The sequence below is a fragment of the Dyella agri genome (assembly GCF_044904705.1).
GTDB lineage: Bacteria > Pseudomonadota > Gammaproteobacteria > Xanthomonadales > Rhodanobacteraceae > Rhodanobacter_A > Rhodanobacter_A agri.
In genome coordinates this window covers 395,873-415,986 of the sequence record NZ_JADIKL010000003.1, presented here as the reverse complement: position 1 = coordinate 415,986, position 20,114 = coordinate 395,873, and the positions used below count along the sequence as shown (strand labels likewise).

12 protein-coding genes are annotated in these 20,114 nt (G+C 68.3%); 5 read left to right on the top strand and 7 right to left on the bottom strand.

Annotated features, from left to right (window positions below):
• The first annotated feature begins 25 nt into the window (after nt 1-25).
• The 5 genes from ISP14_RS07635 to ISP14_RS07615 all read left to right on the top strand — a co-directional run bounded on the left by ISP14_RS07635 (nt 26) and on the right by ISP14_RS07615 (nt 7,519).
• Nucleotides 26-1,123, top strand: coding sequence for a sensor histidine kinase (locus tag ISP14_RS07635; protein ID WP_404537772.1), 1,098 nt, complete (start codon nt 26-28; stop codon nt 1,121-1,123).
• Nucleotides 1,120-1,869, top strand: coding sequence for a LytR/AlgR family response regulator transcription factor (locus ISP14_RS07630; protein ID WP_404537771.1), 750 nt, complete (start codon nt 1,120-1,122; stop codon nt 1,867-1,869). The genes ISP14_RS07635 and ISP14_RS07630 overlap by 4 nt, the downstream gene beginning before the upstream one ends.
• Nucleotides 1,870-1,974: 105 nt before the next feature.
• On the top strand, nt 1,975-3,399 hold the full coding sequence (locus ISP14_RS07625; protein WP_404537769.1) for a sugar porter family MFS transporter: 1,425 nt from the start codon (nt 1,975-1,977) through the stop codon (nt 3,397-3,399).
• A 79-nt stretch (nt 3,400-3,478) separates the two neighbouring features.
• Nucleotides 3,479-4,501 (top strand): LacI family DNA-binding transcriptional regulator, encoded by a 1,023-nt coding sequence (locus ISP14_RS07620; RefSeq protein ID WP_404537767.1) that lies wholly within the window; start codon nt 3,479-3,481, stop codon nt 4,499-4,501.
• A gap of 123 nt (nt 4,502-4,624) precedes the next feature.
• Entirely contained in the window at nt 4,625-7,519 is a 2,895-nt protein-coding gene (locus tag ISP14_RS07615; protein WP_404537765.1) for an EAL domain-containing protein, read from the top strand.
• A gap of 15 nt (nt 7,520-7,534) precedes the next feature.
• Here the strand turns inward: ISP14_RS07615 and ISP14_RS07610 are convergent, their stop codons facing one another.
• The 7 genes from ISP14_RS07610 to ISP14_RS07580 all read right to left on the bottom strand — a co-directional run bounded on the left by ISP14_RS07610 (nt 7,535) and on the right by ISP14_RS07580 (nt 20,080).
• On the bottom strand, nt 7,535-8,518 hold the full coding sequence (locus ISP14_RS07610; protein ID WP_404537763.1) for an alpha/beta hydrolase: 984 nt from the start codon (nt 8,516-8,518) through the stop codon (nt 7,535-7,537).
• Nucleotides 8,515-9,957 (bottom strand): MFS transporter, encoded by a 1,443-nt coding sequence (locus ISP14_RS07605; protein WP_404537834.1) that lies wholly within the window; start codon nt 9,955-9,957, stop codon nt 8,515-8,517. Before ISP14_RS07605 ends, ISP14_RS07610 begins: the two co-directional genes overlap by 4 nt.
• A 38-nt stretch (nt 9,958-9,995) precedes the next feature.
• Nucleotides 9,996-12,185 carry a glucosidase family protein gene (locus ISP14_RS07600; protein WP_404537761.1) on the bottom strand — a complete coding sequence of 730 codons (2,190 nt, stop codon included), beginning with the start codon at nt 12,183-12,185 and terminating at the stop codon, nt 9,996-9,998.
• A gap of 238 nt (nt 12,186-12,423) precedes the next feature.
• Nucleotides 12,424-14,460, bottom strand: coding sequence for a glycoside hydrolase family 13 protein (locus ISP14_RS07595; RefSeq protein WP_404537759.1), 2,037 nt, complete (start codon nt 14,458-14,460; stop codon nt 12,424-12,426).
• Nucleotides 14,461-14,605: 145 nt separating this feature from the next.
• Nucleotides 14,606-16,960: a TIM-barrel domain-containing protein gene (locus ISP14_RS07590; RefSeq protein ID WP_404537757.1), complete on the bottom strand. Its 2,355-nt coding sequence runs from the start codon at nt 16,958-16,960 to the stop codon at nt 14,606-14,608.
• Complete coding sequence (locus tag ISP14_RS07585; protein ID WP_404537755.1) at nt 16,957-18,531, bottom strand: alpha-amylase family glycosyl hydrolase; 1,575 nt, start codon at nt 18,529-18,531, stop codon at nt 16,957-16,959. The genes ISP14_RS07590 and ISP14_RS07585 overlap by 4 nt, the downstream gene beginning before the upstream one ends.
• A gap of 37 nt (nt 18,532-18,568) precedes the next feature.
• Nucleotides 18,569-20,080, bottom strand: coding sequence for a tryptophan halogenase family protein (locus ISP14_RS07580; protein ID WP_404537753.1), 1,512 nt, complete (start codon nt 20,078-20,080; stop codon nt 18,569-18,571).
• Between the last annotated feature and the right edge of the window lie 34 nt (nt 20,081-20,114).

The following is a 20,114-nucleotide window of genomic DNA, read 5'->3' as shown; positions in this document are numbered from 1 at the left end:
CCGCCGTTGCCGGAAACCCTTGCACATGATTCACGCCGTGCCGTCCGCCACATCCCGCGCTGCCGACGTTCCGTTCTGGTTGCCGCTGCTGGCGGGCCTGCCGCTGGTGCTGTGCATGGCGGTGATGGCGCTGCCCGAGCTGGGCCACGGTCGCGCGCTGGATTTCCGCGTGCTGTACGCGGCCACCTACCTGCTGTGGATGGTGCCGATGGCGGCCGCGCAACGCTGGCTGCGCCGCCGCGGTGTGTCGTGGCTGCTGGCGATTCCGGTGCTGCTGATACTGAGCTACCTGATGTCGCTGGCCAACAACGCAGTGGGTGAATGGCTGGCGGTCCGCCTCGGCGCACTGCCGCGCTTCCAGTGGTCATTGCTGTTCAGCGGGCTGGATGGTTGCTGGCTGGCGCTGATCGCGTTCGGCGCGGTGCATGCGGTGGTGGATCACTATGCGGCGCTGCAGGCCGAGCGCGAGCGCGTGCGCGAGATCGCGGCGCTGGCGCGCGACGCCGAACTGCGTGCGCTGCGCTACCAGCTGCAGCCGCATTTCCTGTTCAACACGCTCAACGCGATTTCCACGCTGGTGGCCGAGTACCGCAATCCGGAAGCCAACCGCATGTTGGCGCGGCTGGCGGATCTGCTGCGCGCCACGCTCGACAGCGGCGAGGCGCACGAGGTGACCCTGGCCGAGGAGCTGGCGCTGGCCGGCCATTACCTCGACATCGAGAAGGTGCGCCTGGGCGAGCGTTTGCTGCTGGACGTGCGCGTTGGTCCCGATGTGCTGCAATCGGCGGTGCCGCCGCTGTTGCTGCAGCCGTTGCTGGAGAATGCGATCCGCCACGGCATTGCGCCGCGCCTCGTGCCCGGCCGCGTGGCGCTGACGGTCGAGCGCGATGGCGGAACGCTGCGGCTGTCGCTGCGCAACGACGGCGTACCGACTGTGCCCGATGCATCGGACGACGAGGCGCGTCCGGCCGCCATCGGCCTGCGCAACGTGCGCGAGCGGCTGGCGCGGCTTTACGGCGATGCGCAGCGCTTCGAGTTTGCGCTGGCCATCGATGGCGGCTGTGCGATCGACATCGTGTTGCCGTACCGTGCCGCTGCGGTTGCCGCGCCGGAGTCCGCATGACGCTGCGCGTGCTGGTGGTGGATGACGAACCACTGGCGCGCGGCGGTGTGCGCGCACGGCTGGCGACACAGCCGGACGTGAGCGTGATCGGCGAGTGCGCCGACGGCGAGGCGGCGCTGGCCGCCATGCGCGCACAGCGTCCCGACCTGGTGTTCATCGACGTGCAGATGCCGGGGATCAACGGCCTGGATGCACTCGAAAGCCTGTCGCCGCCGGAGCGGCCGCTGGCGATCTTGCTCACCGCGCACGCGCAGTTCGCCTTGCGTGCCTTCGCCGTGCACGCGCTCGACTACCTGCTCAAGCCGATCGATGACGAGCGCTTCGCCGACGCGCTGGACCGTGCGCGGCAAGTGCTGGCGCTGCGCCGGCGCGATCCTGCCATGCCTTCGCCGGCACCGGCCTGGGCCAGCCGTTTCGAGGTGCGCCTGGGCCAGCGTGTGCGACTGATAGATGCAGCACAGATCGACTGGATCGAGGCACAGGGCGACTACGCGGGCCTGCACGCCGGCGGACAGATGCACCTGCTGCGGGAGCCGCTGCACCGGCTTGCTGCACGGCTGGACCCGGCACAGTTCGCGCGCATCCACCGCTCGGCGATCGTGCGGCTGGACCGCGTGGCCGAACTGCAGGCGCTGTCCAACCGCGACAGCTTGCTGCGCCTGCACGACGGCACGCCACTGCGCGCCAGCCGTACCTACGTGGACGCGCTGCGCGCGGCATTGCTGGTGGTTGGCACCGCTGCCTGAACCGCCTCCGGCGGCAGTGGCATGCATACGTATTCAAAGGGACGGCGCGACGCCGGCGCGGCCAGAATCGGAACCTTGCAGGCGACAGCCGTGGGGGAGAACGCGATGAGCGCAGTGGGCGGCGTGAAAGACATGGGCGGGCAGCGCGCGACGGCACGGGTGGTGCTGATCGCGGCAGCGGCGGCGCTGGGCGGCTTCCTGTTCGGCATGGACACGGCGGTGATCAACGGCGCCGTGGACGCGGTGCGCGCCGGCTTCGGACTGGGCGCGGGGCAGATCGGCTTTGCGGTGTCCTGTGCGTTGCTGGGCTCGGCGCTGGGCGCGTGGTATGCGGGAACGCTGGCAGACCGCTACGGCCGCGTGCGCACCATGCAGGTGGCGGCGACGCTGCTGGCGGTGAGCGCGCTGGGCTCGGGCCTGGTGCACGGTGTGTGGGACCTGGTGCTGTGGCGGCTGATCGGCGGCACCGGCGTGGGCATGGCCTCGGTGATCGCGCCCGCCTACATCGCCGAAGTGTCGCCCGCGGCGATCCGCGGCCGGCTGGGTTCGATGCAGCAGCTGGCGATCGTGCTGGGCATCTTCGCCGCCTTGCTCAGCGATGCCTGGCTGGCCGGTGCGGCGGGCGGCGCCGGGAGAACTTTGTGGCTGGGGCTCGAAGCGTGGCGCTGGATGTTCCTCGCCGCGGTGGTGCCAGCACTGGTCTACGGCACGGTAGTGCTGGGTGTGCCGGAGTCGCCGCGCTACCTGGTGGCGCGCGGCCGGCTGGCCGAGGCGAAGGCGGTGCTGCGTGAGGTGTTGGGTCTTGTCGACGAGGCCGCACTGAACGGCAAGCTCACGGACATCGAGCGCAGCCTGCGCATGGAACGCCGGCCGCGCCTGCGCGACCTGCGCGGCAAGTGCGCAGGCCTGTTGCCGGTGGTGTGGATCGGCATTGCGCTGTCGGTGTTCCAGCAGTTCGTGGGCATCAACGTGATCTTCTACTACTCGTCCACCTTGTGGCATTCGGTGGGCTTCAGCGAAGCCGATGCCTTCAGCATCACCGTGGTCACCTCGGTGGTGAACGTGCTGGTGACTCTGGTGGCGATCGCGCTGGTGGACCGGATCGGCCGCAAGCCGCTGCTGGCGGTCGGTTCGGCAGGCATGGCGATCACCCTGGCGCTGATGGCGTGGTGTTTTTCGCAGGCCACCGGCAGCGGCGCCACGCTGGCCTTGCCGCATGGCGTAGGCATGCTGGCGCTGGTCGCGGCAAACGCGTATGTGGTGTGCTTCGGCGTGAGCTGGGGGCCGGTGGTATGGGTGCTGCTGGGCGAGATGTTCCCCAACAACATCCGCGCGATCGCGCTGGCAGTCGCCGCGGCGGCGCAGTGGCTGGCCAACTTCGCGATCACCAGCAGCTTTCCCGCGCTGGCCGAGCTCGGCCTGCCGTTCGCCTACGGCCTGTATGCGGCGTTCGCGCTGCTGTCCCTGCTGTTCGTGTTGTACGCGGTGCGCGAGACGCGCGGCGTGGAACTCGAAGACATGCACGCGTAAGGCCTTGCGCCGCGCGACACGGTAGGATGCGGTGAGCAGGCGACCTGTCGTCGCCTGTGCCACGCATCAGGTCGCGCGGATGAAGGGAAAGGCCACATCGTTCGATATCGCCCATCTCGCCGGGGTCTCGCAGTCCACGGTGTCGCGCGCGCTGCGCGGCAGTCCGCTGGTCAGCGAGGAGACCCGGCGGCGCATCCAGTCGGCCGCCGACACGCTGAACTACAAGGTGGACAAGAACGCCTCCAACCTGCGCCGCCAGCACACCGGCACGCTGGCGCTGCTGCTGTTCGAGGATCCCACCGCCGACGACTCGCACATCAACCCGTTCTTCCTGTCGATGCTGGGCTCCATCACCCGCGCCAGCGCGCAACAGGGCTACGACTTGCTGATCTCGTTCCAGCAGTTCTCGCGCGACTGGCATGCCGACTTCGCCGGCTGCCAGAAGGCCGACGGCCTGATCCTGCTCGGCTACGGTGATTACCAGTCGCACCGCGACAAGCTGGAGAAGCTGGTGGCGCAAGGCACCCGTTTCGTGCGCTGGGGCGCGGTGCTGCCTGGCCAGCCGGGCGTATCGATCGGCTGCGACAACCACGAGGGCGGCCGGCTCGCCACCAGGCACCTGATCGAACAAGGCTGCCGGCGCATTGCCTTCCTCGGCGACGCCACGCCGCATTACCCGGAGTTCCACGAACGCTACCGTGGTTACGCGACGGCACTGCGCGAAGCCGGGCTGGCGGTCGACGAAACCCTGCAGGCCGATGCCGAGACCACCGAACGCGCCGGTTACGAGGCCGCCGAGTTGCTGCTGGAACGCGGCGTGGCGTTCGACGCCGTGTTCGCCGCCAGCGACCTGATCGCCATCGGCGCCTTGCGCGCCCTGGCCGAGCGCGGCTTTTCGGTGCCTGGCGACGTGGCGCTGGTCGGCTTCGACGACATCCCGATGGCCAGTTTCGTCAATCCCGCGCTCACCACGGTACGCCAGGACACCGGCAAGGCGGGCGAGGTGCTGGTCGACCAGTTGTTGCGGCTGATTCGCGGCGAAGACGCCGGCAGCGCCATGCTGCCGGCGCAGCTGAAGGTGCGCCGTTCGAGCCAGCGCTGATAGCGCAGCCGCGGCGCAAGATCATTCGATTGCCGCCATCGCGTTTTCGCATTGCGGGGCATCCGTGGCTGGCATAACCTGCGCGAGCCGTCCGCGCAGCCGCGCGACAGGATCGCGTATTCCATGGGGCGTAGTCAGTCCGAGTTTGAGTCCCTGCATGTCTTCGAACGCATCACCGATGCGTACGTGGCGCTGGACCGCAACTGGTGTTTCACCTACCTCAATGCGCGGGCCGGCGAACTGCTCGATCGCCGTGCCGGGGAACTGGTCGGCAAGCATATCTGGACGGAATTCCCGAAAGACGCGGACTCGCCGTTCCGGCAGGCTTGCGAACAGGCGATGGCCGAACAGCGGCCACGGACCATCGAAGCCTGGTACCCGCCGCACGAGCGCTGGCTTGAGAACCACATCTATCCGTCGGCCGACGGCCTGACGGTCTATTTCCAGGACATCACCGAGCGCAAGCAGGCCGATCAGCAGCTGCAGCAACAGCAGCGCCTGCTGGACCAGGCCCAGCAACTGGCCCGCGTCGGCAGCTGGAGCTGGGAGGTCGCCTCCAACCGGGTCCGTTGGTCGACCGAGCTGTACCGCATCTACGGTGTCGACCCGGCAAGCCATGCGGCCACCTTCGAGGCCTACCTGGCGTGTGTGCATCCGGACGATCGCTTGCGCGTGCACGACGCCGTCGAGCGCGCACTGCGGGATGGCGGCGTGTTCGAGTTCGAGGAGCGCATCCTGCGACCGGACGGCGAGGAGCGCGTGCTGCACAGCCGGGGCGTGGTGGAGGTCGACGCGGACGGCCGCGCCGTGCGCATGCTGGGTGCCTGCCAGGACATCTCCGCGCGCAAGCGCGACGAGCGGATGGCCACCGGCCAACACGAGATCCTGCTCGGCATCGCCGCGCATCGCCCGTTGGCGGAAAGCCTGCGGCACATCGCCCGCCTGCATGAATCGCTGAATCCCGGGGCGCTGTGCTCGCTGCTGCTGCTCGACGAGGATGGTCGGCGCGTGCTGCACGGCGCCGCACCCAGCCTGCCGGAGGACTACAACCAGAACGTCCACGGACTGGCGATCGGCGAAGCGCAGGGTTCCTGCGGCACGGCGGCCTGGTGCGGCAAGCGGGTGGTGGTGGAAGACATCGCCACCCACCCGTACTGGGCGGCTTACCGCGAACTGGCGCTGGCGCATGGCTTGCGGGCCTGCTGGTCGACGCCGGTGCTCGGCAGCCACGACGAAGTGCTGGGCACGTTCGCGGTGTACTACCGCGCGCCGCGCGCGCCGCGGCCGGAGGAGCTGGCGAGCATCGACCGCATGCTGCCGATCGCCGGCATCGCGATCGAGAGCGAGCGGATGGTCGGCCGCTTGCGCGAGCGCAACCGCTTTTTCGAGATGTCGCAGGAAATCTTCTGCATGCTCGATCCGCGCAGCGAGCGTCTGATCCAGTTCAACCCCTCGCTGCCGCGCCTGATCGGCTACACCGCCGACGAACTGAAGTCGCGCAGCTACCGGGACTTCCTGCTGCCGGAACCCGATGCGATGGCGTCCGACCCGATCCTCGGCACGGCCCACGCGGAGCAGCGGGTCCACGAATTCGTCAACCGCTGCGTGGCGAAGGACGGCAGCGAACACCTGCTGGAATGGACTGCGTTCACCACGCCGGATGGCCTGATCTTCGCCGTGGCGCGCGACATCACCGCGCGCCGCCAGGCCGAGCAGGAACTGGCCCACGCCGCCAGCCACGATGCGGTGACCAGCTTGCCGCGCCGCCCGCTGCTGGAGCGCACGCTGGCCTTGATCCTGCAGAACCCCGCCACGCCGGCCTGGGTGCTGATGGTCGGCCTCGACCGCTTCCAGACGGTCAACGAGTCGGTGGGCCACGTGATCGGCGACGACGCGCTGCGGCGCGTAGCGGGTCGACTGCGCGCGGCGCTGGGGGCGCAGTGGCAGATCGCCCGCATCACCGGCGACAGGTTCGCGGTAGCCGCCGGCGGCCTGGGCAGGGACGCGGCGCTGGAGCTGGCCGAGCGCCTGCGCGGCGTGGTGGCGCGGCCGATCGAAGGACAGGATTACCGCCTGCTGCTCACCGCCAGCATCGGCATCAGCCATTCGCCCGAACACGGCGATACGCCGCAGACCCTGCTGCGCAGCGCCGAGGCGGCGATGATGCAGGCCAAGCGCGATGGCCGCGACCGCGTCAGCGAGTTCAGCGTCGCGCAGAAGCAGGCGCTGGAAGAGCGCGTGCTGCTGGGCAGCCGGTTGCGCGACGCGCTGCGCCACGACGAGCTGGAGCTCTATTACCAGCCGCAGTACAACGCGCTCGATCATTCGCTGACCGGATTCGAGGCGTTGCTGCGCTGGAACTGCGGCGAGCTGGGGCGGGTGCTGCCGGCCCGCTTCATCCCGGTCGCCGAGGCCATGGGCCTGATGCCCGAGATCGGCGGCTGGGTGTTCATGCAGGCGGCGCGGCAAGTGCGCGCCTGGCTGGACCGCGGCCATCGCGGCTTCACGATGGCGGTGAATGTTTCGGCGCAACAGCTGCAGCATCCGCGCCTGGTCGAGCAGGTGACCGAGGCGCTGCAGCGTTACGCCGTGCCGCCGGCGATGCTGGACATCGAAATGACCGAGAGCGCGCTGATGGAGAACGTGGGGCGGATCCGCCGTACCCTCGGCGGCCTCAAGTCGCTTGGCGTGCTGCTGTCGCTGGACGATTTCGGCACCGGTTATTCCAGCCTCGCCTACCTGAAGCAATTCCCCATCGACAAGCTGAAGATCGACCAGAGCTTCGTGCGCGACCTGCCCGGCAACGCAGACGACGGCGCGATCGCGCAAACCATCATCGAGCTGGCCCACCAGTTGCGCATGCTGGCCGCGGCCGAAGGTGTGGAGACCCCGGCCCAGGCCGTCTTCCTCGCCGGGCTGGGCTGCGACGAACTGCAGGGCAACGGCCTGGGCGCGGCGATGCCGGTGGTCGACGCGGAGCGCTTCTTCGCCTCGCCGCGGGGTGCGTCCTCGGCGTAACGGCCGGGATGCGTGTCAGCGGCTGCCGCCGCCATCGTCCCAGCGCAGGAACAGCGGCAGCATCTTCGCCCATGAAGCCTGCTGGTGCTTGCCGCCGGGCAGCAGGTAGATGGCGACGTCGGCATGGCGGCCGGGCTGCGCGGCGTAGTCCGGATTCACGCTGTAGCCGAGCTGGCGCAAGCCGCGCAGGCGGAAACCGTCCGCCGCGTGGTAGCCGTCGATGAGGTCGCGGATATCGCCGATCACGTCGATCACGCCGTCGTGGTCGCGGTCGCTGGTCTCCTCGGCGGTGCCGGCGGCGAACCAGAAGCGCAGCTGCGGGCGTTTCGGCCCACGGTCGACCATGCGCTGGGCCAGTCGCGTACGCTCCACCGCGTCGTCGCTGCCGCGGTCGGCGGCGAGCCAGAACGAGGGCGAGAACGCGCCCACGCGGCCGAACACCGCCGGGTATTGCCAGCCCAGGTTGAATGCATTCAGTCCGCCCAGCGACCAGCCAAGCATGCTGCGCGAAGCGGCATCGCGGCGGCTGCGGTAGTGCGCGTCGATGTACGGCACCAGCCGTGTGGCGAGCCATTGCGAGTAATCGTAGGCACGCCGGCCGACCGGGCCGTACTTGGTGTCGGCGGAGAGGCTGCGGCGTTGCGCGCGGTCCGACAGCCCATAGGTGCCCATGCGGTCGCGCAACATGTGCACCGCCACCACGATGGGCAGGCGGATCGCCTGCGCGTGGCATAGCGCGGTGAGCGTGGGCACCAGCCCGACGGCCGGCATGTCCTGGCCGTCATCTGCATACAGCACGCGGTAGCGGCGGCTGGAGCGGGCGTAGTCGCCGGGCAGGTAGACATCCACCGTGACGCGTTCCGGCGCGAACGCGGGCGCATCGAGCTGCAGCGTGCGCTGCGTGGGCGTGCAGGTATCGGCAGCGGCGGCAAACGCGTGCAGCGGCCAGCAGGCGAACAGCAACGCAAGCAGGCCGCCGCGGCGCGGCGGGCGCGTCATGCCATGTCGCCCGTGGCCATCGCGCATGGCTCCTGCACGCGTAGCGTGCACAGTCCCGCCGCGATCAGGCTGGCGCCGCCCAGCGCCAGCGCCCAGATCGGCTGGTCGCCGAAGAACAGCTTCAGCAGCACGCCGAGCACGCTGGCGGCGAGCAGCTGCGGGATCACGATGAAGAAATTGAAGATGCCCATGTAGATGCCCATCTTCGCCGCGGGCAGGTTGTCCGACAGTATCGCGTAGGGCAGCGAAAGGATCGAGGCCCAGGCGAAGCCCACGCCGACCATCGAGGCGATCAGCCAGTGCGGGTCGCGGATGAACAGGAAGGACAGCAGGCCCAGCCCACCCAGCCACAGGTTGATCAGGTGGCTCCAGCGCAGGCCGCAGGCGCGCACCATGACCGGAATCGCGATCGCGGCCAGCACGCCCACGCCGTTGTAGGTGCCCATCAGCACGCCGGCCCAGTTCGCGCCATCGTTGTAGGCGGCGGAGGTGGTGTCGGTGCTGCCGAAGAAATGCCCGGCGACGGCCGGCGTGGTGTTGATCCACATCGCGAACATCGCGAACCAGGAGAAGAACTGCACCCAGTTCAGCCGGCGCATCGCGCGCGGCATGCCGTACAGGTCGCCCATGATCTGGCGCAGCGCGCCCTGGCGTTGCGTGCGGGCCAGCCACACAAACAGCGCGCCGGCGCCGATCAGGCCGCCAGCCAGCAGATAAAGCTCATCGCGCAGCGCGCAAAACCAGATCAGCGCCAGCAGCGCCACGCCAAGCAGCAGGAACCCTGCGCCTGGCTTCCACGCACCGGCTACGTCCACCGGTTCTTCCTGCACGTGGCTGTCGGCGAAGGCTTTCAGCTGTTCCGGCGGGTACTCGCGCGTGGTGCAGATGGTCCATAGCATCGCGCCCAGCAGCACCGCTGCGCCCGCGTAGAAGGCGTACATCACCGAATGCGGCACCATGCCGGCCGGCGCGGTGTTGGCCACGCCGAAGCGGGTGAGCAGCCAGGGCAGGAACGAAGCCACCACGGCGCCCACGCCGATGAAAACGCTCTGCATCGCATAGCCCAGCGGGCGCTGGCGCGGCGGCAACTGGTCGCCCACGAAGGCGCGGAACGGCTCCATCGACACATTGAACGAAGCGTCCATGATCCACAGCAGGCCCGCGGCGATCCACAGCGTGGGCGAGTTCGGTATCGCCAGCAGCGCAAGCGTGGCCAGCACCGCGCCCGCGAAAAAGTAGGGGCGGCGGCGACCGAAGCGGTTCCAGGTGCGGTCGGAGAAATAGCCGATCAGCGGCTGCACGATCAGCCCGGTGAACGGCGCGGCGATCCACAGCACCGGGATCTGGTCCACGTTCGCGCCCAGCGTCTGGAAGATCCGGCTGACATTGGCGTTCTGCAGCGCGAAACCGAACTGGATGCCGAGGAAGCCGAAGCACATGTTCCAGATCTGCCAGAACGACAGCTCGGGCTTGCGCGTCACGGAGTGCCCTCCGCGGCCGGCAACGGCGCGATGCGCAGTGCGCCGACCTCGGCGTCGTTGAGCGGGCCGTCGCTGCCGCCGGCACCGCCGGTGTAGTGCGCGTTGTTGGCGAGGAAACTCATGTTGAAGCCCTGCTCCAGCGTAAAGCCGCAACGTGCGCCCGCTTTGGCGTCGAACTGCGCGGTGGTGGAAAGCTGTTCGCCCGCACTGTGTGGCATCACCACCAGCACGGTCTGCAGCGGGCTGCCCTCGCAGCGGATCGCGAGCTGCTTCACCGCGGCAGTGACGCCGGTGTTGATCGGACCGTGGTCGTTGCGGTAGCTGAGCGCCACCTGATAGCGGCCGGCCGTTGGCGCGGTCCAGGCTCGCGGCCAGGCGCCTTCGATGCTGCTGACCGGGCCTTCGCAGCGCGGCGGGCTCTGCAGCGATTCGAGGTCGCCAGCGCCCGCCTGGGTGACGCTGAAGCATTGCAGCGCGTCGGCGGCGGGCACCGCGAGCGTGCCTTCGATCGCACCCACGCGCCGGCCATTGAGATAGAGCGTGCCCGGCGCGCTGCTGCGTACCTGCCAGTTCGCGCCATCGCGCGTCACGTCCGGCGCGGCCGGTGCCGGCGGCGCGAAGGGCGGTACCTTGCTGCGCAGCGGCAGCTCGGGCACGGTGACCGCCTTCAGTTGCACCACGCTGTCGTCGCCGTGCGGGTCGATGCGATCGGCCACCAGCAGGTTGCCGTCGAGTTTCTTCGGCCGCTGCAAGGTGATGCGGCGGCCCGGCAGCTGCAAGCTGATCGTGGCCTTGTTGCCGAACAGCATGGGGACCAGCGAGACCGGCAGCTTGGGCTCGATGCGGCCATCGTCGCCGAGGCCGAACACGCCTTCGCTCACCATCGCGAGGTAGCCGGCCACGGACCACAGCTGGCGCGGCGAATCCACCACCGGGCCGCTGAGCTTGCCGTCGTCCACGTGGGTGGCCTCGGTGGTGAGCTCATAGTTCTCCATGTTGGAGCCGGCCAGCGCCGCGCCGCGCATCAGCGAGGTGATCTCGAACGCGATGTGCGCGGGATCGTCCAGCGTGCGTGCGGCACGCAGCGCGTAGGCGCTCACGAACGGCCAGATCGCACGGTTGTGGTAGACCGGCTGGTCGCTGCGCTCGGGCCAGATCACCGGGCTCCCGGCGGGCCACACCGGGTAGTTCGCCAGCGCCTGCCGTGCGCGGCCGGCGTCGGCCACGCCGCTGTCGATCGCCAGCGCGATGCCGAGCAGGTCGTAGCTGTCGTAGGGGGTGCCGTCGCCGCCGAGGTAGCTCATGTACATGCCGCGATCGGCACGCCAGAAGCGTGTGTTGATCGCGTCCTTCAACGCGTCGGCCTGCGCCTGGTATTCCGCGGCGCGCGCATCGTGGTGCTCGCCGGCCAGCCGCGCGGCCAGCAGCAGCGCCTGGTAGTGCAGCACGTTGGTGGAGAGCGAGAAGGATTGCGCAATCGGCACCACATCGGTCGCCATCCACGCCGGGTAGCTCTGCTCGCGCCAGTCGAGGAAGGACGTTTCGCCCCGATACAAGCCCATGCCGGCGTCGAAGACATAGCGCCGGTCTTGGACCAGGGTGGCGGTGAGCGCGCGCCAGGTGGTGTCGGCGAAGGCCGGATCGTCCAGCAGGTGGCGCGCGGCGAGGAACCAGGCCACGCGGTCGGTGCTCACCGGCCAGCTGCCGCCCGAGCCGGTGTCCTGCATGACGAAGGGGCCTTTCGGCGCACCGGCCATGCGACTGTCGGAGAGCTTGAAGCGCAGGCCGTTGCGCGAGCGCGCGGCATCGAAACGCCAGAGGCCGAGATCCACCGCGTAAGAGAGATCTCGCGTCCACACGTAATGCCACTTCGCACCCGTCTCGAAGCAGGTGCACGGCATGGGCTGGCCGTGGTCGAAGGCGTCGTCGCGGATCGAGCCGACCGAATCCTGGCGCAAGTCGTCCTGCGCCATTGCATACAAGCCGTCGAACAGCGGACTGGCGGTCTGCACGGCATACGGCGGCACGGGGATCATGCGTTTGTCGTGCGCCGCCTGCAGCAGGAAGCCGCCGCCGGGCTGGATCGTCATGCTGGCGCTCTGGCCGCGCCAGTGCAGGTTGTCGTGCCACAGCGGGCCGTGTGCGGCGGCGGTCAGCGCGAGCATCAAGCTGCTGAAGACGCTCATGCGGCAGGCCTCCGCCGGAGGTGGCGCGAAGCGACGTGCGTGACGATCTTGCTCATGTGATTTTCCCTCGATCCCCGGCGGGCAGCAGCTCGTGCGCTTGCCCGTCGCCTGCGTGTCGGCGGCCCCCCGTGGCCGGACCATCGCACGCGCAGGCATGCGATGGTCCAGGGGCCAGTGTACGCAGATGCATGCAGTCTTGTGTGAGAAGCCCCTCCGCCACGGGACGGAGGAGCATGGCTCATTGCGCCAGGATGGCGCCGTAGTGGCCCTCCACGCTCAGCGTGACGGTGCCGCCGCTGACGGTGTATTTGGTGCCGGTGAGCAAGTCGGTGACCTGGCTGCCGTTGGTCATGCTCTCCTCGTACACCGGCACCGTCACCGTTTCGGTATTGCCGGTGCCGTTGAGCACCACGGCGACGCGGTTGTTCTGGTCGAAGCGGCCGAACGCGTAGATGTCGTTGGTGTCGTCGGTGAGCAAGGTCATGAACGAGCCGGTGCGCAGGGCCGGGTAGGTGTTGCGGATGCGAATCAGCTGCTGCGTCAGCGCCACTGCAGTGTTGCTCGTGGTGGCCTGGCTCCAGTCGAAGCTGCGGCGGTTGTCCGGATCGGCGCCACCTTGCATGCCGTATTCGTCGCCGTAGTAGATGGTCGGCGTGCCGACGTAGGTCATCTGGAAGATCAGGCCGAGGTAGGTCTTCCAGATATCGCCGCCGCAGCGCGTGGCGAAGCGCGAGGTGTCGTGGCTGCCGAGGAAGTTGGTCATGGTCTGCTGCACGTCGATCGGCAGGTCGGCGCGCGTGCCGAGCAGCCAGCTGTCGAGCTTGCTCGGGACCAGCGCGGCGCTGTTGCCGCTTTCGTCCACGCCGCAGATCCATTCCGATACCGGTTGGGTGAAACCGTTGTAGTTCATCGCGCCATCCCACTCGGTGCCGTCGTCCAGCCAGGATGAGGCGTCACCCCAGTATTCGCCGACGATGGTGGCGTTCGGGTTGACCGATTTCACCGCTGTGCGCAGCTCCTGCATGATCTGGTGATTGGTGGCGTCGCTGCCGTTGTTGCCGCCGGCGTCGAGGTACTGCGCCGCATCCAGTCGCCAGCCGTCGATGCCGTAAGGCTGCTCCAGCCAGGTCTGCACCACCGAACCGGAGTTGCCGTAGATCTGATTGCGCGTGGCCGAGCCGCTGGCGCCGTAGTCCAGCTTAGGCATGCTGGAAATGCCGAAGAACGTCGAATAGCTGCCGGGCCAGGTCTGGAAGGTGTAGTAGCTGTAGTACGGGCTGGCCTGCGACTGGTAGGCGCCCTGCTGCGGGCAAGTGATCGCGTCGTAGCTCTGCGCGCCGAACCAGCAATTGCTGTCGCCGCTGTGGTTGAACACGCCGTCCAGGATGATGTAGCCGGACGGGCCGTTGCTGGCGCTGTGCACGTCGCCGATCAGCTGCTGCAGCGTGGCGTTGCTGCCGAAGGCCGGGTCGACCGTGTAGTAATTCTGGGTGTCGTACTTGTGGTTGGTCGGCGAGGAGAAGATCGGGTTCAGGTAGATGATGTCGGCGCCCAGCGTGCTCTTGATGTAGCCGAGCTTCTGGTCGACGCCGGCGAGGTCGCCACCGAAGAACACCGCGCTGTTGCAGCCGCTGACGTTGGCGGTCACGCCGGTGCCCCAGGCGTGTTGCTCGGTGGCGCAGCCGGCGTAGGTGTATGCGCCGTTGGTGACGTCGTTGCCGGTGTCGCCGTTGTAGAAGCGGTCCGGGAAGACCTGGTACATCACGCCGTTCTTCATCCAGCTTGGCGTCTTGAAGCCGGGAATGACGAAGAAGTCGCCGGACGACGGCTCGCTGCTGGTGATGCCGGCCGCGTTGTACCAGGCGGTGGCGGTGCCGTCGTTGATCTGGAAGCGGTAGTACTTCTTCGACGAAGTCGCGGGGATGGTGCCCTGCCAGAGGTCGTAGGTGCCGGTGGCGTCGTTGGCCGCCCAATGCATCGCCACCCAGTGGAACTGGCCATCGGCGCTGTCGTAGTACTTGATATTGGCGCTGGTGATGTCGCCCTTGAAGGTGCGGAACGTGAGCGTCACCGGCGTGCTCGCCGTGGGCTCCGGGGCGCTGTCGTACAGCGGGCCCTGGTCGTGGAACAGGCCGGCCCATTCCACGTTGTTGTCGTTGCTGGCGGCCCACGCGGCGGCGCTCCACAGCGATGCGCCGGACACCGCCAGCGCCAGGCACAGCGCAAGCGGCAGCCTGTGCAGGCCGCGCAGATCCTGCTTTATCGAATGACTCATCGAAACCCTCCCGGTAGGACTGGGCGGATGCCGCCGCGCTCGCCGGGGCCCAGGGCCGGCAACTCCTCGCGTGACGGTGATGGGGGCCATGCCTGGCCGCGGAACCTCCCTGCGCCGCGCACTCCCGGCGCGGCGCAACCTCCTCTCAATGCGCGGCAGCTGCGTGCAGTGTCAGCGTGCGTGCCGCGCCGGCATCGAGCTTGAGCACGGTGACCGGGCCGTAGCGGTCGCTGCCGGCGCCCCAGCCCTCGCCGTCGGCGGCGGCCAGTTCGGCCGGCGTCGCGTAGTGCCGCAGCGCCGTGCCGCCGAGGTCGACATTGCTTGCCGCGATGCCGTGTATCCGCACCAGCCAGAGGCGCAGCTCAGGGCGATAGCTGCCCTCGGGTGCCGTGATGCTGAAGCTCACCGTGTTGCCATTGCGCTGCGTGGCGAGGTGCTGCAGGAAGTACGCGCCATCCGCGTAGGCATAGGTTTCGCCGTCGTCGTCGTAATAGTCGAAATGGCTGGCCTGGTCAGCGGGAAATACATCGACGGCGACCCTGGTCACCGGGTGCTGGCCTGTCCAGTCCATCACCGGCTGGGTGGGGATGATCGCGCCGGCGCGGATGAACAGCGGGGTGTCGCGCCAGGTCTTCGCATCGACCGGGTAATCGATGGTCTGGCCGCCTTGGTAGGTCTTGCCGTCGGCCCAATCGGTCCAGGTGCCTGCAGGCAGGTAGATGCGTTTCGTGGCCTGGCCTTGTTCGACCACCGGCGACACCAGCATCCAGTCGCCGAACAGCCAGGCGTCCACGTCGTTGCGTGCCTGTGCGTCATGCGGCCAGGCGAAGGCCAGCGGCTGCACCAGGCCCACGCCTTGCGTGCTGGCGCGATGCTGGTAGGCATAGATGTAGGGCAGCAGCGCGTAGCGCAGACGGATCGCACGCGTCGCCGCCGCCTCGGCCGCCGGGCCGTAGGTCCATGGCTGGCGCTTTTCGCCCTCGGTGCCGTGCACGCGGAACACCGGCGTGAACGCGCCGAACTCGATCCAACGCGCATAGTTCTCGTCGGAGGGATGGCCGAAGAAGCCGCCGCCGTCCATGCCCCACTGCGTCTCGCCCGCGTTGATCGCGCTGAGCATGCGCGGGCGTTGCGCGGCCATGCTGGCGAAGCCGGTCTGGATGTCGCCCGACCACAGGCCGTAGGCGTAGCGCTGCGCACCCAGCCAGAAATCACGATTGATCGACCACACGCGCAGCTTCGAGTACGCGCGCTGGCCGTCGTAGATCGTGCGCTGCATGTTGAGGAACTGGGTATCGCTCTTGGTGGTATCCGCCTCGTCGTTCCACCAGCCGACGATGCCGGTGTCGAAGCTGTGCTTGAGCGCGTCGTTGAAGAACCAGGCGCGCGTGGCCGGCTTGTCGAAGTCGAGGTCCTTTACCGGCTTGTGCGAGAAGTAGTCGGGGCTGACCTTCTCGCCGGGCAGCCACAGATCGTGCGCGGTGGCGTAGCGACCTTCCACGGTTTCCACGTGCACGCGCGGCTTCATGATGCCGGTCATGTGCACGCCGAGCGCATCCATGTCGGCCTTCAGCTTGCCGGTGGGGCCGGCGGGGAATTTCGTCGCGTTCCAGCGGAACTCGCCCCAGTCCTCGCCCCAGGCCTTCCAGTCGAAGTCGAAGGTGAAGGCGTCCAGCGGGATATGCTTCGCGCGATAGGTGGCGACGATCTGGCGGAACTCCTGCTCGTCGATGCCCCATTGGCTGTTGATGAAGCCGTTCGCCCAGCGCGGGAACAGCGGCGCGTGGCCGCTGAGGTCGGCGAGCGCACCGAACAGTTGCATGGGATCGCCGGACATCAGATAGACGTCCACCGCTGGCTTGGACAGGGCGGTGATATCGATGCGGCCGCCCTTGAGCATGAAGTCGGCGCCGTCGCTGTCCACCAGCACGCCGTAACCGGCGGTGCTCCACACGAAAGGTGCGCCGGCGTGGCCTTGTTCACCGGCCTTGGCCACCTGCTTGCCCGTGCGCAGCAGGCCGGCGGAAGCATCCTGGTCCTTGTCATAGCCGCCGATGCCGTACAAGGCGTCGCCCGGCGCATGGCCCAATTGCACGTGGCCTTGCGTCAGTGCGGCGAGGTCGAGCGTGAGCAGCGGATGGTGTTGTGCGTCCTGCAGTTCCAGCGTGCCCGGGCCCTTGTGCCAGATCGCGGTGAGCCGGTCGCTGGTCAGAGTGAACGCGGCACCGTCGTCGTGCACACGCGCATCGGCGACGGCAGCGGGCTTTGCGTTCGGATCGAGCACCAGCGTGTGCACTTCGTCGACGCCGGCGGGCAGCGCCTGCACGTGCACCACGCCGGCGCCGTCGAGGCGGATCGATAGCTGTTCGGCGCCCAGGCGGAACGCTACGCCTTGCGCATCGGCATGCACGGCGGAGGCTGCCGGAGCTGTAGCGGACCGTGCTTGTGCGGAAACCAGCAGGCCGGCGGCCAGGGCGGCGGCCAGGAGCCGGGCCGTCACTGCAGCACCACGCTGCTGTAGGCCGGCACGCTCAGCGTGCTGCCGTGGATTGCCGCGCCGGGGCCGGTCTGCTTCAGCACGCGGCTGTAGTGCGGTTCGCCGGGCACGTCCAGCGTCATCGTCTGCGTTTGGCTGGAGAGGTTGTGCACCACCAGTACGGTGTCGCGGCCGTCGCTGCGTTCCCAGGCGGCGAGGTGGTCGCTGGCCTCGGGGTAGGCGCGGAAACCGCCGTCGCGCAAGGCCGGCACCTCGCTGCGCCAGTGGATCAGCTGCGTGTAGTAATGCAACAACGAGTGCGGATCAGCCTGCTCGGCCTCGACCGAGACAGCCGCGCCGTTGGCAGGGTTGCCGGCTTCCCAGGTGGTTTCGCCCTTGGCTCTGGTCGCACGATCCCAGCGCATCGGCTCGCGCAGTGCGGGGTCGGGTTTCTTGCCCAGCGTGCCCAGCTCCTCGCCGTAATAGATGTACGGCTCGCCCGGCAGCGTGAGCAGCATCGCAGCGGCGGTGTGCATGTGTTGCGGATTGCCGTCGAGCTGGCTCATCACGCGTTCCTGGTCGTGGTTGGAAAGGAAGGGTGCATCCTTGATCGCCTTGCCGCCGACGGCCTGGTAGGCGGCATAGCTGCGGTCCAGTGTGGGGCCCAGCCCCTGGTTGCGTTCGCTTTTCGCGGCGTCGATCAGCTGTACCGTCAACGGGAAGTTGAACACGGCATCCAGCGGTTTCAGGTACGGCGCGAGCATAGTGGCGGCGGGCTGAGTCACCTCGCCCACCAGGTAAGTGTGCGGGTTCACCGCGGCCAGGCCGCGGCGGTATTCGTTCCACCAGTCGAGGTTCTTCGCCAGCGCGGCGGGGTCATCCACATCCCACGGGAAGTTCTCGTAGATGTGCCGGGCGGCGTCGAGGCGGAAGCCGTCCGCGCCTTGTTTCAGCCAGAACTGGCCGGCTTTGACCATCGCGGCGCGCACGGCACGGTTGTCGTAGTTCAGGTCGGGCATATCCGCCGTGAAGATGCCGAGGTAGTGTTCTTTGCCCGCCGGGTGCCAGGCCTGGCTGCCGGCGGCGCTGCCGCTTTCCAGGTCGGTGTACTTGTCGGCCCAGCTGTACCAGTCGTGGTAGGGGCTCTTCGTATCCAGCGCGGCCTTGAACCACGGGTTTTCGTTGCTGGTGTGGTTGATCACCATGTCGATGATGACGCGGATGCCGCGCTTGTGCGCCTCGTCCGCCAGGCGGCGGAAGTCGGCCAGTGTGCCGTACTGCGGGTTCACCGCCTCGTAGTCGGTGACGTCGTAGCCGTGGTAGCTGGGCGAGGGATTGATCGGCATCAGCCAGATGCCGCTGACGCCCAGCGACTGCAGGTAGTCGAGCTTGGCGGTGACGCCGTTGAGGTCGCCGATGCCGTCGCCGTTGGTGTCGTACCAGCTGCGCACGAAGATCTCGTACCACACGCCGGAGGGGGCGGTCCGCGTGGTGGCTTCCGTTGCCGGCGAAGCCGCTGCCTGCAGCGCGCAGGTGCCACCCAGCGCAAGCAGGGCGGCGAGAAGAGGGAGGACGGAACGACGGCGTCGGATCATCGATGACTCCGGTGGAACGCTGGGGATGGGGTGCGGCTCACGCGATTGCCTCGCGGAAGTGCCGGGCGATGAACTCGGCATGCGTGGGCATGCTGGCCGTGGCGCGTTCGACCAGGGTGCGGATGTTGCCGAGGAATTCGTCGAGCTGCGCCTTGGGTAGTTCGTCGGCCAGGGGGTGGTAGCACTGCGGCGCGATGCCCTGGCCGATCAGCACCTGCAGCCAGCCCATCTCGGTGAACAGCTCCTCGCCTTCGCGGAAGACATGGGCGTGGCGGCGGAACAGCTCGATGCGATGGGCCAGGCCGTCGGGCAGCGTCATCGTGGCGCAGTCGCGCCAGAACGTGCTGTCATCGCGCTCGTTGGCGTGGTAGTGCAGCACGATGAAGTCGCGCGTCTGCTCGTACTCGGCGCGGGTCTTGCGGTTGTACTCGGTGATCAGCGCCGGGTCGAAGGATTTGTCCGGGAACATCGTCAGCAGCCGCGCCACCGCTGACTGCATCAAGTGGATGCTGGTCGATTCCAGTGGCTCGATGAAGCCACTGGCCAGGCCCAGCGCCACGCAGTTGCGGTGCCAGATCTGCTTGCGGATGCCGGTGTGGAAACGCAGCTGGCGCGGCTCGCCCAGAGCGCGGCCTTCCAGGTTGCGCAGCAGGGTCGCAACGGCTTCGTCGTCGCCGACGTGGCGGCTGCAATACACGTGGCCGTTGCTGTCCAGGTGCTGCAGCGGTATGCGCCACTGCCAGCCTGCGCGCTGCGCGCTGGCCTGGGTGTACGGGCGGATCGTGTCGCCATGCTCGCTGGCCACCACCACCGCGCGGTCGCACGGCAGCCAGTGCTGCCAGCTCTCGTAGCCCGTCTTGAGCGCGCCCTCGGTGAGCAGGCCGCGGAAGCCGGAGCAGTCGAGGAACAGATCGCCGGCGACAGTCTCGCCGCTTTCCAGCTTCACCGACTCGATGAAGCCGTCCGCGCCGCGCAGCGCCACGTCCACCACCTTGCCCTCGGTGCGCCTTACTCCGCGCTGCTCCGCATGGCGGCGCAGCAGCTGCCCGAAGCGGGAGGCGTCGAAATGATAGGCGTAGCGGATGCCGGTCAGCGGGCTGTTGCCTATCGTCTCCATTCGGGCGAAGCGGTTGGCGTCGGCGGCCTGCGCGTTGATCGAATAAGCCCACAGCCCGGGCGCCTGCGGATTCTCGCGCCGGTTGCGCAGCCAGTAGTGCTGGAACGGCAAAAGGCCAAGCGGCAGGCCGATGTCGCTGAAGGCGTGCAGGTAGCTGTCGCCGATCCGTCGCCAGTCGTTGAATTGCACCGCCAGCTTGATGGTGCCGCGGCTGGCTTTCAGCAGCTCGTCCTCGTCGATGCCGAGAAAGCGGCTGACGTGGCGGATCTGCGGAATGGTGGCTTCGCCGACGCCGACAATGCCGATTTCGTCGGACTCGATCAGCCGGATATCCAGCGCGCGGCCGAAGGCCTGCGCCAGCAGCGCCGCCGCCATCCAGCCGGCGGTGCCGCCGCCCACGATCACCACGCGTCGAATGCGCGAATCATTCATGTCGTTACCCTGACCCATTCCTCACCTCGCATGG

Excerpts from the sequence above, each read along its gene's own strand:
- ISP14_RS07635 (WP_404537772.1), top strand. The coding sequence starts at position 26 with ATGATTCACGCCGTGCCGTCCGCCACATCCCGCGCTGCCGACGTTCCG.
- ISP14_RS07630 (WP_404537771.1), top strand. The coding sequence starts at position 1,120 with ATGACGCTGCGCGTGCTGGTGGTGGATGACGAACCACTGGCGCGCGGC.
- ISP14_RS07625 (WP_404537769.1), top strand. The coding sequence starts at position 1,975 with ATGAGCGCAGTGGGCGGCGTGAAAGACATGGGCGGGCAGCGCGCGACG.
- ISP14_RS07620 (WP_404537767.1), top strand. The coding sequence starts at position 3,479 with ATGAAGGGAAAGGCCACATCGTTCGATATCGCCCATCTCGCCGGGGTC.
- ISP14_RS07615 (WP_404537765.1), top strand. The coding sequence starts at position 4,625 with ATGGGGCGTAGTCAGTCCGAGTTTGAGTCCCTGCATGTCTTCGAACGC.
- ISP14_RS07610 (WP_404537763.1), bottom strand. The coding sequence starts at position 8,518 with ATGACGCGCCCGCCGCGCCGCGGCGGCCTGCTTGCGTTGCTGTTCGCC.
- ISP14_RS07605 (WP_404537834.1), bottom strand. The coding sequence starts at position 9,957 with ATGTGCTTCGGCTTCCTCGGCATCCAGTTCGGTTTCGCGCTGCAGAAC.
- ISP14_RS07600 (WP_404537761.1), bottom strand. The coding sequence starts at position 12,185 with ATGAGCGTCTTCAGCAGCTTGATGCTCGCGCTGACCGCCGCCGCACAC.
- ISP14_RS07595 (WP_404537759.1), bottom strand. The coding sequence starts at position 14,460 with ATGAGTCATTCGATAAAGCAGGATCTGCGCGGCCTGCACAGGCTGCCG.
- ISP14_RS07585 (WP_404537755.1), bottom strand. The coding sequence starts at position 18,531 with ATGATCCGACGCCGTCGTTCCGTCCTCCCTCTTCTCGCCGCCCTGCTT.
- ISP14_RS07580 (WP_404537753.1), bottom strand. The coding sequence starts at position 20,080 with ATGAATGATTCGCGCATTCGACGCGTGGTGATCGTGGGCGGCGGCACC.